We start from the raw sequence: 17,717 nt of genomic DNA, 5'->3' as shown, positions 1-17,717 counted from the left end.
TCTAATATTATCATTAGACTTTTATACTCTCTTCATAGTGCTATGTTTTAATTTACAGTTCATCCAAACAAATCTTTTTGTATGTATGGATAATTTTCATAAAAGGTTAACCATTATAATTTTTCATAAAGAATAATAATGATTGTAATTCCACACCTAAATCAATTTGATGTACTTGTACAGATTGAGGTACGTGCACACGTTTCGGTGTAAAATTAAGTATTCCTTTCACACCTGCATCTACAAGTGCATCGGCCACTTCTTGGGCTACTCTTCCTGGTGTAGCAATAATAATGACTTCTAACGCTTCAGCTTCAACGGTGCTCTTTATCTCGTCCATTGATTTTACCGTCACATCACCCACTTGTGTACCAATGATTTCCTCACTGATATCAAAGGCTTCAGTAATGGTCATATCATCGTGAATTGAAAAGTTATAAGTGATTAGTGCCTTACCTAAATTCCCTACGCCAACAATGCCTATTTTGATTTCATCAGAATCGCTTAACTCAGATTTGAAGAATTCCAATAGACTATCAATATTGTAACCATAACCTTTTTTCCCAAGCTCTCCAAAATATGAAAAATCTCGGCGAATTGTTGCAGAATCTATATTTAAGCCTTCACTTATCGCTTTTGAATTCACACGATCTTCACCTTTAGCCTTTAAAATATTGACAAATCGGTAATATAAAGGGAGACGTTTTAAGGTCGCTCTAGGAATTTTATTGCTTTCTTTTCCCATTTTAAAGTCCTCCGTAGTCTTTCTTATGCGTGCACTCATATACATAGTATGTGATAATAATTATAACTTAATTTTGTGGTTATGAAAACATTAAGTACTTGATACATATAGCGTTTATTGTACAATAATTAAGAATGAAAGGAGCATGCCATATGATTTTAATGCAATTAAGTCACGTCACCAAATCGTTTGATGGTGAAGAGATTTTTGAAGACGTCAACTTTGAAGTAAAAACCGGCGAACGAATTGGCATTGTAGGACGTAACGGTGCGGGTAAATCAACATTGATGAAAATCATCGCTGGTGTTGAAAACTATGATTCAGGCCATATCTCTAAAATCAAAGGCTTGAAATTAGGCTATTTGACACAACAAATGACATTAAATACCCAAAACACAGTCTTCGAAGAAATGGCCAAACCGTTTGCGCATGTTCAATCCATCTCAGAGCGTATGAAATTTGAAACCGATTGGCTTGCAGCTCATGCGGATATGTATGAGTCAGTAGAATATAAAACGCATATTGATCAATATGAAAAGCTCTCAAATGAATTTGAACAGCTTGAAGGCTATCAATATGAAAGTAAAATTAAAACTGTTTTAAATGGACTGGATTTTAGTGAAGCAGATTATCATCGTCCGATTAATGATTTTAGCGGCGGACAAAAAACACGTCTGTCATTAGCACAAATGTTATTAAGCGAACCTGATCTCCTTCTTTTAGATGAGCCGACGAACCATTTAGATATGGCCACAACAGAATGGCTAGAAGATTATTTAAAATATTTCAAAGGCGCTATCGTTATTATTTCACACGACCGATTCTTTTTAGATAAAATCGTAACTCAAATTTACGATGTTTCATTAGGAGAAGTTAAACATTATGTCGGAAATTACGCTAAATTTATCGAATTAAGAGATCAATATTATCAAAAGCGTTTAGCTGAATATGAAAGACAACAAAATGAAATTAAACGTCTTGAAACTTTTGTGGAAAAAAACATTACACGTGCTTCCACGAGTGGTATGGCTAAAAGCCGTAGAAAAGCTTTAGAAAAAATGGAACGCCTTGAAAAGCCGATGTTAGACGCTAGAAGTGCGAACATTCAATTTGATTTTGATCGCAATACTGGAAATGATGTCATGCACATTCAAGATTTAACGATTGGATATGTCTCCCCTATTACGCAACCCATACAATTTGAAATCAACAAAGGGGATCATATTGGTATTATCGGTCCTAACGGGATAGGTAAATCTACTTTAATTAAAACTTTAGCCAAACGCCTTCCACCTTTATCGGGGCAAGTGATTGATGGTGCAAATCTTAAAATTGGCTACTATGATCAAAAACAAGCAGAATTTCGTTCAAACAAAACTATTTTGAATTTTGTGTGGGACCAATATCGTCAAATGCCTGAAAAAGATGTGCGTGCCGTTTTAGGACGCTTTTTATTTACGCAAGATGACGTATTAAAAGTCATCAATGATTTATCAGGCGGTGAAAAAGCACGCTTGCAATTGGCATTACTCATGTTAGAACGTAACAATGTGCTCATATTAGACGAACCGACAAACCACTTAGACATTGATTCTAAAGAGATGTTAGAGCAAGCTTTAAAACATTTCCAAGGGACACTCATTTTTGTTTCGCATGACCGCTATTTTATCAACCAATTGGCGAATCGAATTTTTGATTTAAACGAAAAAGGTGGCACGCTTTATTTAGGGGATTATCAATACTATTTGGAAAAGTTAGAGCAACAACAAGCACTTGCTGCATATGATAACCAACAAAATCAAGCGACGTTAGAAGTAGATTCAAGTACTCAGCCAACGACTTATCAAGATCAAAAGACGCTTCGTCGTGAAAAACGTAAAATAGAGCGCCAGATTGAAAGTGACGAAAGCCAAATTTCTGAGTTAGAAGACAAGATTGCAGCGATTGATTTGCAAATGACAGATGAAGCTGTCATTAATGATTTCGAAAAAACACAATCTCTAGCTGAAGAACGTCAAAAAATCGAACAAGCATTAGAACAAGTGATGACAAACTGGGAAGAATTACAACTTTTGTTAACTGAATATGAAGATTAAATGAAGTAAACCGAGTAAAATTTTCTACTCGGTTTATTTTTTTAATCACCTACTGTTTACATTTCGTCCACACATGAAATAGCATAATACCAACTATCCACAAAGTTATCCACATTATCCACAAGTTAAAAACAAGAATATTCTATCCTTATGCACAATTATATACAACTTATCCCCAATTTTACGTCAATGTTATGCACAGGTTCTTAACAACTTGTGCATAAGTACGCATGTTCTCTATTGACTTTTGCTCAATCAGAAAAGTGAGCTTAAAATGTGAAGATTTAAGTTGTTTATAGTTATACATCTATATAGACAAGCATCTAAATTTTAATGGTGATTAGAATATATCACTTTTCTTTTGATATAAAAAAGAGAGACAGAAATCGTTTGATTTCATTGTCTCACCCTCAAAATAAGGTTGCTGTTTAAAAACGTGCAGCATTCATTATTCATGATCTAAATACATTTCAATATCCATACTGCTTTTACCATTTAAAGCCATGTCGCCCCGAATTCCTTTTTCGTAAATATAATGAGCTGCTGCTCCAATCATTGCGGCATTATCCGTACATAGACGTGGTTCTGGAATAGCGAGTTCTATGCCTCTTTCACGCGTAGCTTGTTCTAAAGCTTTACGAAGCCCTTTGTTACTTGCTACACCTCCAGCTACTATCAACTGTTTAACATTGTAATCTTCACAAGCACGCATTGCTTTTCCAACGAGCACTTCCACTACGCTGTTTTGAAAACTTGTCGCAACATTTTCAGGAATCACTTGCTCACCTTTTTGCTTTAGATTATGCAATTTATTAATCACTGCACTTTTCAAACCACTAAAGCTAAAATCATAACTCTCAGGCTCCAACCAAACACGAGGAAATTGATATGTGTCCTCACCTTGCGTTGCTAATCGATCAACCGCTGGGCCTCCGGGATAAGGTAAACCAATTGTTCGTGCGACTTTATCATAAGCTTCGCCTACTGCATCATCTCGTGTTTCACCAATAATCTCAAATTGTAAATGATCTCTCATATAGACAAGCTCCGTATGTCCACCCGAAACAATTAATGCAATTAATGGGAATTTCAATCCTGTTCCAAGTTGGTTCGCATACACGTGCCCCGCAATATGATGGACAGGTATAAGTGGTTTATCATTAGCAAAAGCTAGTGACTTAGCAGCATTGACACCCACAAGTAACGCACCAATAAGACCTGGGCCTTGCGTTACAGCCACTGCATCAATCTGGTCCATTGATTTGTCTGCTTGTTGCAATGCATCTTCAATGATTAATGTTATATTTTCAACATGATGACGACTTGCGACCTCAGGGACAACACCGCCAAATCGTTTATGACTGTCAATTTGACTTAACACACTATTACTTAAAATTTTTGCTCCGTTTTCTATTACACTGACACTTGTTTCATCACAACTTGTCTCAAGTGCCAAAATCGTTGTATTCTCAGTCATTTAAACTCACCCACATGACTAACGCATCCTCTCCATCACCGTAATAATTTTTTCTTTTACCGCCATATTCAAAACCAAGTTTTTGATAAACATGCTGCGCGACATGATTATCTTCACGCACTTCCAAACTCATTACCGTTGCGATTGAAGACGCAAAATTAATAACATATTTTAATAATAATTGACCTAATCCGTAATCTCTATAGTCCGGATCAATAGCAACTGTTGTAATTTGGGCTTGGTCAACAACAATCCATAAGCCTAGGTAACCGATTATTTTATCTTCGAACTCTACAACAAAATAATGGGCAAAATGATTTTGCTCCAATTCATAATAAAACGCATCAATCGTCCACGAACTCTTTTTAAAGCTTATCTGTTCAAGATCAAAAACAGCTGGAACATCTTCAAGCATCATATGTCTTATTTGAAGTTTCTCTTTTATTTCTGTTGATCCATCCAATTTTGTTCTGCCTCCGATAACTTTAAATATTGCGGTACAAACGTATGAATCTCACGTGGTTCACCTTTATATCGATACATTTTATCTGCTCTAGGCGGTTCTGCGTTACATTGGTATCCTTCAAGTTCATTTGTGAAATGTGTGACATCATCACCTATAAAGATAACATTCTCTTTGTTAGACCATTGTGAAATTAATTGAGATAAGGCAATATGTTGATCTTCCATGACAGCGACTAACTGTTGACCTTGCCATTGATAAACTCCAGCAAAGACGTTCCCTCTTCGGGCATCAATGATTGGGATAATATAGGCATCTGAGTATTCAATATTCGCTGCAATTGCCTTTAATGAAGAGACACCATATAACTGAATGCCTAAAGTGTACGCTAATGTTTTAGCCGTAGTGACACCAATACGCAATCCTGTATAAGAGCCTGGCCCTTCTGCCACAATAATTTCATCTAAATCTTTTGCTTTAAGTTCACATTGCACAAGTAAAAACTCGATTAATGGCATTAATTGTATAGAATGATTGCGTTTAACCGTCGTTGTATGTGTTACTAAAACTTTGCCATCTTGTAAAACAGCAACTGATAAAGGTTGATTCGCGCTATTTATAAGTAAACTATACATGTGTCATTTGCTCCTTGATTTCTTCAAAATGTTGACCTTTTGCCTCGAGTTCGATTTCTCGTTCATCTTCATTGATCACTTTAATGTTAATTTTTAAAAATGCATCCGGTAAATAATCTTTAATAAACGTACTCCATTCAACGACTGTAACTGCGTGGTCATTAAAAAATTCATCAAACCCTAAATCTTCATCGGAGTTCTCAAGTCGGTAGCAATCCATATGATGAAATTTTAAGGTGTCTCCTTTATATGACTTAATAATATTAAAGGTCGGTGAACTGATGTGACGTTTAACCCCTAATGCTTTTCCGATAAATTGACTTAAAGTTGTTTTACCAGCGCCAAGATCACCATCTAATAACAACACATCTTGCGCTTTTAGAAGTGGTGTCAGTAAATTAGCGAACCTCTGCATTTCTGCTATATTTTTTATTCTCATACTTTCCGCACTCCTGACTTAATTTTCCTATCTATTGTAACAAATTTTTTTCTATTTGACCTTATCTGATTCTTGACATTTACTTTGAAATAAGAATGACGCTTTATTGACTGTATTTTAAGATTATTTTCAGAAAATTTTACATTTACTGTTGACTTAGAAGAAAAGATGGGTTAAATTTATAACACGTAATTTTTAGACAATTCTCTAAATTCTAAATTTTTCTCATTCTCGTAATTGATGAAACCAATTTAATTTAACATACATCACATTCATTTTGAAGGGAGCGTTAGACAATGAAAACATATTCATGCATGACACATACACAACAAAATTATATTGTCATTTTAATTTTACGCTCAGGACTGGAGCATTAGTAGAAATTTTACTAATCGCTTAAGTCCTATTTCTAATTGAATGGGACTTAAAGATGCGTCCCAACACCAATTGGGGCGTATCTTTTTTTATTTTCAAAAATCAAGGGAGGCCATACAGATGAGAAGTGACATGATTAAAAAAGGAGACCAACAAGCACCGGCCAGAAGTTTATTACATGCGACGGGACAAATTAAATCCCCTACTGACATGAACAAACCTTTTATCGCTATTTGTAATTCATATATCGATATTGTTCCTGGTCATGTGCATTTAAGAGAATTAGCTGATATCGCCAAAGAAGCGATTAGAGAAGCGGGTGGCATTCCATTTGAATTTAATACGATTGGTGTCGATGATGGCATTGCGATGGGCCATATTGGGATGCGCTATTCATTACCAAGCCGAGAAATTATCGCAGATGCAGCTGAAACAGTTATCAATGCCCATTGGTTCGATGGTGTCTTCTACATTCCAAACTGTGACAAAATCACACCTGGAATGTTACTAGCAGCAGTGAGAACGAATGTCCCAGCTATATTTTGTTCTGGAGGTCCTATGAAAGCGGGGTTATCTTCTCAAGGTAAAGCATTGACTCTCTCATCTATGTTTGAAGCAGTTGGTGCATTTAAAGAAGGTTCAATGAGTAAAGAAGACTTTTTAGAAATGGAACAAAACGCATGTCCAACTTGTGGCTCATGTGCAGGAATGTTCACTGCAAATTCAATGAATTGTCTAATGGAGATTTTAGGACTGGCATTACCCTATAACGGCACAGCATTAGCAGTGAGTGATCAAAGAAGAGAGATGATAAAAGCAGCCGCAAAACAGTTGGTAGAAAATGTCAACAATGATTTAAAGCCTAAAGATATTATCACGAAAGAAGCAATTGATGATGCATTTGCACTTGATATGGCAATGGGTGGATCTACAAATACTGTATTACATACGTTAGCTATCGCCAATGAAGCAGGCATTGATTACGACCTTCAACGGATTAATGATATCGCTAAAAAAACACCGTATTTATCTAAAATCGCACCTAGTTCAGCATATTCAATGGAAGATGTCCATCAAGCGGGCGGCGTACCAGCAATTATTAATGAATTAATGAAAAAAGACGGTGTCTTACATCCTGATCGGATAACTGTCACAGGACGAACACTTCGAGAAAACAATCAAGACAAAGAGATTACTAATAATCAAGTCATTCGACACTTAGATACACCTTATGATCAACAAGGCGGTCTATCTATTTTATATGGCAATATCGCTCCAGATGGCGCAGTCATAAAAGTTGGCGGAGTAGATCCATCCATCAAAACCTTTACAGGAAAAGCGATTTGTTTTGATAGTCATGACGAAGCGGTCTCAGCTATTGATAATCATACGGTGCGTGCAGGACATGTCGTTGTCATTCGTTATGAAGGTCCTAAAGGGGGTCCAGGCATGCCTGAAATGCTAGCACCTACTTCATCGATTGTAGGGCGAGGTTTAGGCAAAGGCGTGGCATTAATTACAGATGGTCGTTTTTCAGGAGCAACACGTGGTATTGCTGTGGGTCATATTTCACCAGAAGCCGCTTCAGGTGGTCCTATCCGCTTAATTGAAGATGGCGATGAAATTACAATCGACCTTACGCACCGCACTTTATCCTTAAATGTATCGTATGAAGAACTTGAAAAACGAGATGCCCAACAGCAATCCTTTAAAGCAAAAGTGAAAACAGGTTATTTAGCCAGATATACCGCGCTTGTTACGAGTGCTAACACAGGTGGCATCATGAAAGTACCAGATGAGTTACTTTAAAAAGATGGAGGGATTCAAGATGACAAACACTGAAAAAGCAACGGATTATGGACAGACAGAGCAATTGACTTCAACTTTACAACCACAGACACACGCGTTGAAAACTGGTGCAGAATTATTAGTAGAAGCATTTTTAGAAGAAGAAGTTGAGTATATTTTTGGTTACCCTGGCGGTGCTGTTCTACCACTCTATGATACTTTTTATAACGGACAAATTAAGCATATCCTTTACCGTCATGAGCAAGGCGCCACACATGCTGCAGAAGGTTATGCACGTGTGAGTGGTAAACCCGGCGTTGTCGTAGTAACAAGTGGTCCAGGTGCGACAAATGCGATGACAGGTATTGCAGATGCTTATAGTGATTCTTTACCTTTAGTTGTCATCACGGGTCAAGTTGCAACACCCGGTATCGGCAAAGACGCTTTTCAAGAAGCAGATATTTTATCAATGACGACACCAATTACGAAACATAACTACCAAGTTCATGATGTAAAGGATATTCCTAGAATTGTAAAAGAAGCATTCCATATTGCCAATTCTGGTAGAAAAGGACCTGTCGTTATTGATTTTCCTAAAGATATGGGTGTCCTCTCTACTGAAACGACAAACGACGAGACAGTTAATACGCCTGGTTATTATGTGAACCACAAACCTGAAATTGATGAAATTCAAAAATTGACTGCATTATTAAAATCAGCCAAGCAACCTCTTGTTTTAGCGGGTGCCGGTGTGAACTTTTCAAAATCAAATGAAGCCCTCCTACAATTTGTTGAAAAATATCAAATTCCTGTAGTGACTACTTTACATGGCTTAGGTGCTATTCCTTTTTCCCACCCCTTATTTCTTGGAATGGGCGGCATGCATGGTTCCTATGCAAGCAATATGGCACTAACGGATTGCGATTTACTCATTAACTTTGGTTCTCGCTTTGATGACCGTCTTGCAAGCCAACCAGAATCATTCGCACCGCATGCCAAAATTGTCCGTGTTGATATTGATCCATCTGAAATCAACAAAATTATTAGAACTGATTTAGGTATCGTTGCTGATGTAGGTGCCGTATTAGCTGCATTATCGAAGTATCATATTGAAGTTCCCGATCATGAAGATTGGCTCGATACTGTTAATGCCAATAAATCAAAACACCCATTCAAATATCTTCCATCTGAACAACGCGAATTCAGCCGACCACAACGCGTTATTGAATATATTGGTGAGATTACAAAAGGGAAAGCTTATGTCGCAACCGATGTCGGTCAACATCAAATGTGGGTTGCTCAATTTTATCCATTTGAAACTTATGGTCAACTTATTACAAGTGGTGGCTTAGGAACGATGGGCTTTGGTATTCCAGCAGCAATAGGCGCTCAATTTGCGAAACCTTCTGACACGGTCGTTGTTTTTGTTGGTGATGGTGGCTTTCAAATGACGAATCAGGAAATGGCCTTACTCAATGAATTTAATTTAAAAATCAAAATTGTCCTCATTAATAACGGCACACTCGGTATGGTTAAGCAGTGGCAAGATAAATTTTTTAATCAACGCTTTTCTCATTCTGTATTTAATGATCAACCTGATTTTAGAAAATTAAGCGAAGCCTATGGGGTTAAAAGCTTTTTAATCGATGACAATCAGAAACTAGAATCGCAAATCGATGCAGCCTTTCTTCATGATGGCCCAGCATTAATTGAAGTTAGAATTTCACCAACGGAACCTGTATTGCCAATGGTTCCAAGTGGTAAAGCAAATCATGAAATGGAGGGTTTACTATGAAGCGAACGTTTAAGTTACGTGTCTTTGACAAAGCAGGAACGTTGAATCGATTAACCAGTCTGTTTGTTAGACGCCAAATTAATATCGTAAGCATTACAGCTACCCCTACTTTGGAGGAAGGTATTTCAGAAATCACTTTTATCGCGGAAGTTCCAGATGATGAAAAACAGAGAACTATCATTCAACAATTAGAAAAGCAAGTCAATACCCTTCTTGTTCAAGATATAACAAGTACCAACAGCTTTAACAGAGAATTACTTTTAATTAAGTTAAAAAAACCTTATCAACAAGCCGACTTGAAGCAAGTTATCAAACCTTATGATGCGCTAGTTTCTGTATTAAAAGAAGATGGGCAATATACGTTTATTCAAGCGACAGGCCCTCAATATACGTTAAATCAACTTCTTGACGATCTATCATCATTTCAAATTGATCAAGTCGCACGCACAGGCACAGCAGCAATTATTTAAAAATATGTACATATGGAGGTCGTTTAATATGGCAAAAGTATATTATGACAATTCAGTTGAAAACGATGCATTACAAGGGAAAAAAATCGCAATTATTGGTTATGGTTCTCAAGGCCACGCTCATGCACAAAACTTAAAAGATAATGGTTACGATGTTGTCATTGGAATTAGACCGGGTAAATCTTTTGATCAAGCAAAAGAAGATGGATTTGATGTATCCCCAGTTGGTGAAGCCGTTCAACAATCCGATGTCGTTATGGTTCTATTACCTGACGAAATCCAAGGTGATGTCTATAAAAATGAAATTGAACCTTATTTAGAAGCGGGTAATGCGCTCGCATTTGCACATGGTTTTAATATTCATTTCAATGTGATTAATCCACCAAGTGATGTCGATGTGTTTTTAGTTGCACCAAAAGGACCGGGTCATTTAGTTCGACGCACATTTGTTGAAGGCTCAGCAGTTCCTGCACTCTTTGCTGTTCACCAAGATGCTTCAGGGCAAGCTCGAGATTTGGCCTTAAGTTATGCTAAAGGCATTGGCGCAACACGTGCAGGTGTGTTAGAAACCTCTTATAAAGAGGAAACAGAGACAGATTTATTCGGTGAGCAAGCAGTTTTATGTGGTGGGGTGACACGCCTCATTCAAAGTGGTTTCGAAGTTTTAGTTGAAGCTGGTTACCAACCTGAAATTGCATACTTTGAAGTTTTACATGAAATGAAATTAATTGTTGACCTTATGTATGAAGGCGGACTTGAAAATATGCGCTATTCTATTTCAAATACTGCAGAGTTTGGGGATTATGTATCAGGACCACGTGTCATCACAGAGGATACGAAAGCCAACATGAAAGCTGTCCTTAAAGATATTCAAGATGGTCGTTTCAGCCAACGTTTCATTGATGATAATCATAACGGATTTAAAGACTTTAAATCAATGCGACAAGCACAACAGGATCATCAAATCACACAGGTGGGACAATCATTGCGTGAAATGATGCCGTTTATTAAATCGAAAAGCATTCAGAAATAATTGTGAGGAGTGATTGAAAATGTCTAGTCATATTCAAATTTTTGATACAACACTTAGAGATGGAGAACAAACACCTGGCGTCAGTTTTTCATTTGAAGAACGGTTAAAAATAGCTGAACAACTTGAAAAATGGGGTGTCGATGTGATTGAAGCAGGCTTTCCCGCTTCAAGTCAAGGTAGTTTTGATTCTGTAAAAGCAATTGCACAAACATTAAAAAAGACAACTGTGACAGGATTAGCCCGATGTCGTGAAGCTGATATCGATGCTGTATACGAAGCGACTAAAGACGCTGTCTCCCCTTCTATACATGTATTTATTGCGACAAGTCCAATCCATTTGAAGTACAAATTAAAAATGACGGAAGATGAAGTATTAGCTGCGATTACGAAATATGTCACTTATGCAAAAGAACGTTTTGTAGTTGTCCAATTTTCACCTGAAGATGCTACAAGAACACCGTTACCTTTCTTAATTCAAAGTGTACAAGCCGCTGTTGATGCAGGTGCTACTGTAATTAATATACCTGATACTGTCGGTTATACATTTCCAACTGAATATGGCTACATTTTCAAAACATTAATCGAAAAAGTAAAGACTACGCAACCTATTACTTATAGTGCACACTGTCATGACGACCTTGGTTTAGCAGTTGCCAATAGCATGGCCGCAATTGAAAATGGCGCAACACGTATTGAAGGTGCCGTCAATGGTATTGGCGAACGTGCTGGCAATACTGCACTCGAAGAAGTTGCACTGGGCTTATATGTCCGACAAGATCACTACCAAATTCAAAGTCGAATCAATCTTGAACTGACAAAGCAAACTTCTGATTTAGTAGCACGCTATGCTGGCTTGAGGGTTCCTCGTAATAAAGCGATTGTAGGCAAAAATGCTTTTAGCCATGAGTCTGGTATTCACCAAGATGGCTTTCTTAAAAATCCTGAAACCTATGAGATTATGACACCTCAATTAGTCGGTGTGAAAAATACAGAATTACCTCTTGGTAAACTATCGGGTAAACATGCATTCCAAGAAAAATTAAAAGCTTTAGGTTACAACATCGATGTAGAGGAACAAAAGACGTTGTTTAAATCATTTAAAGATATTGCGGATAAGAAAAAGCATGTCACAGATCAAGACATTCATGCGTTAATTCAAGATAGTGAACATGATAAGCATGCCCAGTATCATCTTGATGCATTACAACTTCAATTCGTTTCAAATGGTTTACAAAGTGCAGTCGTCGTCATCAAAGATAACGATGGTCAAGTTTATCAAGATTCAAGTATAGGCACAGGTTCTATTTTAGCTATTTATAATGCAGTAGACCGCATTTTTAAAGTTGAAACTGCCTTATTGGATTATCGCATTGATGCTGTAACTGAAGGTTCTGATGCACAAGCTGAAGTTCATGTCCGTATAGAAGTCAATGGACAAGAATATACAGGGATTGGCTTTGACCATGATATTATCTATGCCTCATGTAAAGCCTACGTAGAAGCTGTAGCTAAATCGACAACGCCTGTGATCAAGGTAGGTGCAACAGAATGACATTCAACCTTGTTGCACTTCCAGGCGATGGTATTGGACCAGAAATAATGGCTGGCACGTTAGAAATTCTTGACGTGCTTGCCACAAAATTCAATTTTGACTGTCATGTCGATAATTATAAAATAGGCGGTTGTGCCATAGATCACTATGGCACACCTTTGCCTAAAGAAACATTACAAGCTTGTCAAAATGCGGATGCTATTTTGTTAGGTGCCATCGGTGGTCCTAAATGGGAAAATCCCGATTGTCGTCCGGAGCACGGATTACTTCAGCTTAGAAAAGCATTAAATTTATATGCAAATATACGCCCCACTCGTGTAACACCTTATACAGTGAACTTGTCACCTATTAAGAGTGAGATTGTTAATCAAACCGATTTAATCATTGTGAGAGAACTCACGGGAGGTCTTTATTTTGGTGAACCACGTTATTTTAATGCAAATGAAGCGGTAGATACACTGACATATAGTAAAGAGGAAATAATGAGAATTGCACATACTGCTTTTAAACTTGCACAATCTCGTCGAGGAAAACTAACTTCTGTCGATAAAGAAAACGTGTTATCAAGCAGCAAACTTTGGCGTAAAACGATTAATGAAGTCGCACAGCACTATCCAGACGTCGAAGTGGAACATTTGCTTGTTGATGCTTGTAGTATGCATCTTATTAAACGACCGTCTGATTTTGACGTCATTGTAACAGAAAATTTATTCGGAGACATTTTAAGCGATGAAGCCTCAATGTTACCTGGTTCGTTAGGACTTTCCCCTTCTGCAAGCTTTAGTACAAATGGTACTTCACTCTACGAACCGATACATGGTTCTGCACCTGACATTGCTGGGCAAAATAAAGCCAATCCTTTCGGCATGATTTTGTCACTCGCCATGTGTTTACGCCAATCCGCACAACAAGAAAAAATGGCACAGCTTTTAGAACAAACCGTCGACCACTTACTTAAAAATGGCATTACAACCTCTGATTTAGGAGGTCATTATGGGACTGATGCGGTGTTCCATCACTTTATACAGGAATTAAAGGAGGCTTAACAAATGAGTAAGACACTTTTTGATAAAATTTGGGATCAGCATATCATTACGGGGCAAGATGGTGCGCCACAACTCTTATACATCGATTTACATCTTATTCATGAGGTGACGTCTCCACAAGCATTTGAAGGATTAAGATTACAAAACCGTCAATTACGACGACCTGATTTAACTTTTGGAACATTAGATCACAACGTCCCGACTGTCGACATTTTTAATATTCAAGATGAAATTGCAAGTAAGCAAATACAAGCTTTACAAAAAAACTGCAAAGATTTTGGCGTTCAACTTTTTGACATGGGTGCTGACGAACAAGGTATCGTACATATGGTAGGACCAGAAACAGGACTCACTCAGCCCGGTAAAACAGTTGTATGTGGAGATTCACATACAGCGACACATGGTGCTTTTGGTGCGATTGCCTTTGGTATTGGAACGAGCGAAGTTGAACATGTTTTTGCAACACAAACGCTCTGGCAAACAAAACCTAAAAACTTAAAAATTGAAGTCAATGGCGTACTTCCAAAAGGCGTATATGCTAAGGACATTATCTTATATTTAATTAATCAGTATGGTGTTGATTTTGGAACAGGTTATGCACTTGAATTTACTGGTGAAACCATTCAATCACTTTCAATGGAAGGTCGTATGACAATATGTAATATGGCTATTGAAGCAGGTGCAAAATATGGCTTAATCCAACCAGACCAAACAACTTATGACTATCTTAAAGGACGTCGTTATGCTCAAGATATGGATTTAAAAATGCCACAGTGGCAAAAGTTGTATAGTGATGAGGACGCACATTTTGATAAAGTGGTTCAATTAGACGTTTCAGATTTAGAACCTCAAGTGACTTGGGGAACAAGTCCTGAAATGGGTGTTTCGTTTACTACACCTTTTCCAGAATCGAAAGATAGTAATGACGAACGTGCTTACCGCTATATGGATTTAAAACCCGGCCAGTTCGCTAAAGATATTCCTTTAGGCTACGTGTTTTTAGGTTCTTGTACGAATGCAAGGCTCTCTGATTTAATTGAAGCTAGTCATTTCGTAAAAGGAAAGAAAGTTCACCCTAATATTACAGCGATTGTCGTTCCAGGTTCTCGTCAAGTAAAAAAAGAGGCAGAAGCACTAGGGCTTGACGTCATCTTTAAGGACGCAGGGTTTGAGTGGCGTGAACCTGGATGTAGTATGTGCTTAGGAATGAATCCAGATCAAGTCCCTGCTGGTGTCCATTGTGCTTCAACAAGTAACCGTAATTTTGAAGGCCGACAAGGAAAAGGTGCGAGAACTCATCTTGTATCCCCTGCTATGGCAGCGGCGGCAGCCATCCAAGGTCACTTTGTAGATGTAAGAAAGGAGATTGAAGCGTAATGGAAATCAAACCTATCACTCAATATACTGGTAAAGTTGTTCCTTTATTTTATGACAATATTGATACAGACCAAATTATTCCGAAAGTTCATTTAAAAAGTATTTCTAAAACGGGTTATGGTCCCTTTTTATTTGATGAATGGCGTTACCTCTCTGATGGTTCAGACAATCCAGACTTTATATTAAATGATGAAAATTATAAAGATGCAACCATTTTAATTACGGGTGATAACTTTGGTTGTGGTTCGAGCCGAGAACATGCCGCATGGGCGCTTAAAGATTTTGGTTTTCAAGTGATAATAGCTGAAAGTTTTAGTGATATTTTTTATATGAACTGTACAAAAAATGCGCTTTTACCCATCAAATTAGACCAGAATACACGAAAACATTTAGCTCAATTTAAAATCATTACCGTCGATCTACCCCGACAAATTGTACAATCACCAGAACAAACTTTTCATTTCGAAATTGATTCGACATGGAAAGAAAAACTAGTGAATGGTCTTGATGACATCGCAATCACATTAAAATATGAAAAAGAAATAAAAGATTATGAACTTAAATATACTTAAGGAGTGAAAGAGATGTCTAATCTTCGAACAACTGTACATGCACTAGATGTGGAAGATGCACATTTACGTCTTAAAAACATCGTAAAAGAAACACCTTTAGAAAAAGATCATTATTTATCGCTCAAATATCAATGTAATGTCTATTTAAAGCGTGAGGATTTGCAGTGGGTCCGTTCATTTAAGTTGCGAGGCGCCTATAATGCCATTGCAGTATTACCCAATGAACAAAGGCTTCGTGGTATCACTTGTGCAAGCGCAGGGAACCATGCGCAAGGTGTCGCATATACTGCAAAACAATTGAATCTTCATGCCGTTATTTTTATGCCAGTGACAACGCCAAAACAAAAAGTTAATCAAGTTCAATTTTTTGGTGATGACAATGTCGAAATTAAACTCATTGGTGATACATTTGACGATTGCTTAAAGGCTGCTCTTGCATACACCACATCACAAGGTATGACTTTTATCGATCCATTTAATAATGTACACACGATTGCCGGACAAGGCACTTTAGCCAAAGAAATGATTGAACAATCTGAAAAAAACAAACTTAAAATCGACTACGTTTTCGGAGCAATCGGGGGCGGCGGACTGATGTCGGGTGTGTCTACTTATTTTAAATCCTATTCACCACAGACACAGATGATTGGTGTAGAACCTTTAGGCGCAAGTAGTATGTATCAGTCGATTAAACAAGGTCATGTTGTAACACTTGAAAACATTGATAAGTTTGTAGATGGCGCCTCTGTAGCCCGAGTAGGAGACATTACATTTGATATTTGCCGTGAGACTTTAGATGATTACATCCAAGTTGATGAGGGTGCAGTGTGTTCTACGATATTAGACATGTACTCTAAACAAGCGATTGTAGCTGAACCTGCTGGTGCGCTAAGTGTAAGCGCATTGGAACAATACAAAGAGAAAATAAAAGGTAAAAATGTCGTATGTATTGTTTCTGGAGGAAATAATGATATCAATCGGATGAAAGAAATTGAAGAGCGCTCTCTTCTTTATGAAGAGATGAAACATTACTTTATCCTCAATTTCCCCCAACGTCCCGGTGCATTAAGGGAATTTGTTAATGATGTATTAGGACCCAATGATGATATTACAAAGTTTGAGTATTTAAAAAAGTCTTCCCAAAATACGGGAACTGTGATTATAGGCATTCAACTGCAGAGACATACGGATTTAGAACAGCTCAAGCAGCACGTGAATCAGTTTGATCCGAAGAATATTTATATTAACGAAAATAAAATGCTCTACTCATTATTAATTTAGTGTCACTTCTCAGATTAATAAAGGTCCAGTGAAACTGTTTCCGTATAAAACTTATCGAATATTAATGAGAGATGACTGAAATGTATTTTTTTCAATCATACATCAACCAATGCGTGAAACTATGATTAATCTGTAATGTGCAATGAATGATTCGATTCCACATTGCCGATTTTTGTTTGATGTGTGTGGAAAATACTTTCTTCCTATTAATGGCGAGACATCTGAGAGAACAGGACGAGCCAAAGACTATAGACTAAGGCTTGCCACTTGGAAAACGAAGTCATCTCATACAAAGTTTTAACATAAAAAGGAAGCGCTAAGACGATTTTCTAGTAAAAACCATCTTAGCGCTATTTATTTTGGGATTAATGCCTTAGCCTTTTCCTAAAATCCATTATGACTGTCTGCATTTAATAGCCCATCCATTTGCCTGATTAATTAAATAAAAAAAGAGACATACACGATGTCTCTTTAGAAATAACCTGGCACCGTCCTACTCTCGCGGAACGTCAGTCCGACTACCATCGGCGCTAAAGAGCTTAACTTCTGTGTTCGGCATGGGAACAGGTGTGA

15 protein-coding genes and 1 rRNA gene are annotated in these 17,717 nt (G+C 37.5%); 10 read left to right on the top strand and 6 right to left on the bottom strand.

Annotation, left to right across the window (positions count from 1 at the left end):
- Nucleotides 1-106 precede the first annotated feature (106 nt).
- Complete coding sequence (locus CD118_RS07295; protein ID WP_060829621.1) at nt 107-745, bottom strand: redox-sensing transcriptional repressor Rex; 639 nt, start codon at nt 743-745, stop codon at nt 107-109.
- Between the two features lie 152 nt (nt 746-897).
- Here CD118_RS07295 and abc-f point away from each other — a divergent pair, with 152 nt between their 5' ends.
- On the top strand, nt 898-2,841 hold the full coding sequence (gene abc-f / locus CD118_RS07290; RefSeq protein ID WP_103356476.1) for a ribosomal protection-like ABC-F family protein: 1,944 nt from the start codon (nt 898-900) through the stop codon (nt 2,839-2,841).
- A gap of 448 nt (nt 2,842-3,289) precedes the next feature.
- Here the strand turns inward: abc-f and tsaD are convergent, their stop codons facing one another.
- Genes tsaD through tsaE form a run of 4 tightly spaced genes read right to left on the bottom strand, consistent with a single transcriptional unit; the run spans nt 3,290 to nt 5,855 of the window.
- On the bottom strand, nt 3,290-4,318 hold the full coding sequence (tsaD, locus tag CD118_RS07285) for a tRNA (adenosine(37)-N6)-threonylcarbamoyltransferase complex transferase subunit TsaD (protein WP_060829619.1): 1,029 nt from the start codon (nt 4,316-4,318) through the stop codon (nt 3,290-3,292).
- Complete coding sequence (rimI, locus tag CD118_RS07280) at nt 4,311-4,781, bottom strand: ribosomal protein S18-alanine N-acetyltransferase (protein WP_050330456.1); 471 nt, start codon at nt 4,779-4,781, stop codon at nt 4,311-4,313. The genes tsaD and rimI overlap by 8 nt, the downstream gene beginning before the upstream one ends.
- Entirely contained in the window at nt 4,760-5,416 is a 657-nt protein-coding gene (gene tsaB, locus CD118_RS07275; protein ID WP_060829618.1) for a tRNA (adenosine(37)-N6)-threonylcarbamoyltransferase complex dimerization subunit type 1 TsaB, read from the bottom strand. Before tsaB ends, rimI begins: the two co-directional genes overlap by 22 nt.
- Entirely contained in the window at nt 5,409-5,855 is a 447-nt protein-coding gene (gene tsaE / locus CD118_RS07270; protein ID WP_050330452.1) for a tRNA (adenosine(37)-N6)-threonylcarbamoyltransferase complex ATPase subunit type 1 TsaE, read from the bottom strand. The genes tsaB and tsaE overlap by 8 nt, the downstream gene beginning before the upstream one ends.
- 495 nt (nt 5,856-6,350) lie before the next feature.
- Between tsaE and ilvD the strand changes: the two genes are divergently transcribed.
- The 9 genes from ilvD to ilvA are packed head-to-tail and all read left to right on the top strand — an operon-like array spanning nt 6,351 to nt 17,144.
- Nucleotides 6,351-8,039 (top strand): dihydroxy-acid dehydratase, encoded by a 1,689-nt coding sequence (gene ilvD / locus CD118_RS07265; RefSeq protein ID WP_103356475.1) that lies wholly within the window; start codon nt 6,351-6,353, stop codon nt 8,037-8,039.
- Between the two features lie 19 nt (nt 8,040-8,058).
- Nucleotides 8,059-9,813, top strand: coding sequence for a biosynthetic-type acetolactate synthase large subunit (ilvB, locus tag CD118_RS07260; RefSeq protein WP_103356474.1), 1,755 nt, complete (start codon nt 8,059-8,061; stop codon nt 9,811-9,813).
- Complete coding sequence (ilvN, locus tag CD118_RS07255; RefSeq protein WP_103356473.1) at nt 9,810-10,283, top strand: acetolactate synthase small subunit; 474 nt, start codon at nt 9,810-9,812, stop codon at nt 10,281-10,283. Before ilvB ends, ilvN begins: the two co-directional genes overlap by 4 nt.
- 28 nt (nt 10,284-10,311) lie before the next feature.
- A complete protein-coding gene (gene ilvC, locus CD118_RS07250) occupies nt 10,312-11,316 on the top strand; it encodes a ketol-acid reductoisomerase (RefSeq protein WP_103356472.1) in 1,005 nt (334 codons plus the stop codon).
- Between the two features lie 19 nt (nt 11,317-11,335).
- The gene (locus tag CD118_RS07245) at nt 11,336-12,868 is read left to right on the top strand and encodes a 2-isopropylmalate synthase (RefSeq protein WP_103356471.1); all 1,533 of its coding nucleotides are present in this window, start codon (nt 11,336-11,338) and stop codon (nt 12,866-12,868) included.
- Entirely contained in the window at nt 12,865-13,914 is a 1,050-nt protein-coding gene (gene leuB / locus CD118_RS07240; RefSeq protein WP_050330444.1) for a 3-isopropylmalate dehydrogenase, read from the top strand. The genes CD118_RS07245 and leuB overlap by 4 nt, the downstream gene beginning before the upstream one ends.
- Before the next feature lie 3 nt (nt 13,915-13,917).
- Entirely contained in the window at nt 13,918-15,291 is a 1,374-nt protein-coding gene (gene leuC / locus CD118_RS07235; RefSeq protein WP_103356470.1) for a 3-isopropylmalate dehydratase large subunit, read from the top strand.
- Nucleotides 15,291-15,863 (top strand): 3-isopropylmalate dehydratase small subunit, encoded by a 573-nt coding sequence (gene leuD / locus CD118_RS07230; RefSeq protein ID WP_103356469.1) that lies wholly within the window; start codon nt 15,291-15,293, stop codon nt 15,861-15,863. Before leuC ends, leuD begins: the two co-directional genes overlap by 1 nt.
- A 12-nt stretch (nt 15,864-15,875) precedes the next feature.
- Nucleotides 15,876-17,144, top strand: coding sequence for a threonine ammonia-lyase IlvA (ilvA, locus tag CD118_RS07225; RefSeq protein ID WP_050345373.1), 1,269 nt, complete (start codon nt 15,876-15,878; stop codon nt 17,142-17,144).
- Nucleotides 17,145-17,624: 480 nt separating this feature from the next.
- Here the strand turns inward: ilvA and rrf are convergent.
- Nucleotides 17,625-17,717, bottom strand: a 5S ribosomal RNA gene (gene rrf, locus CD118_RS07220); the annotation flags it as partial.

The organism is Staphylococcus coagulans (assembly GCF_002901995.1).
GTDB lineage: Bacteria > Bacillota > Bacilli > Staphylococcales > Staphylococcaceae > Staphylococcus > Staphylococcus coagulans.
The sequence above is the reverse complement of the archived record's forward strand: the minus strand, read 5'-3'. Positions and strand labels throughout refer to the sequence as shown.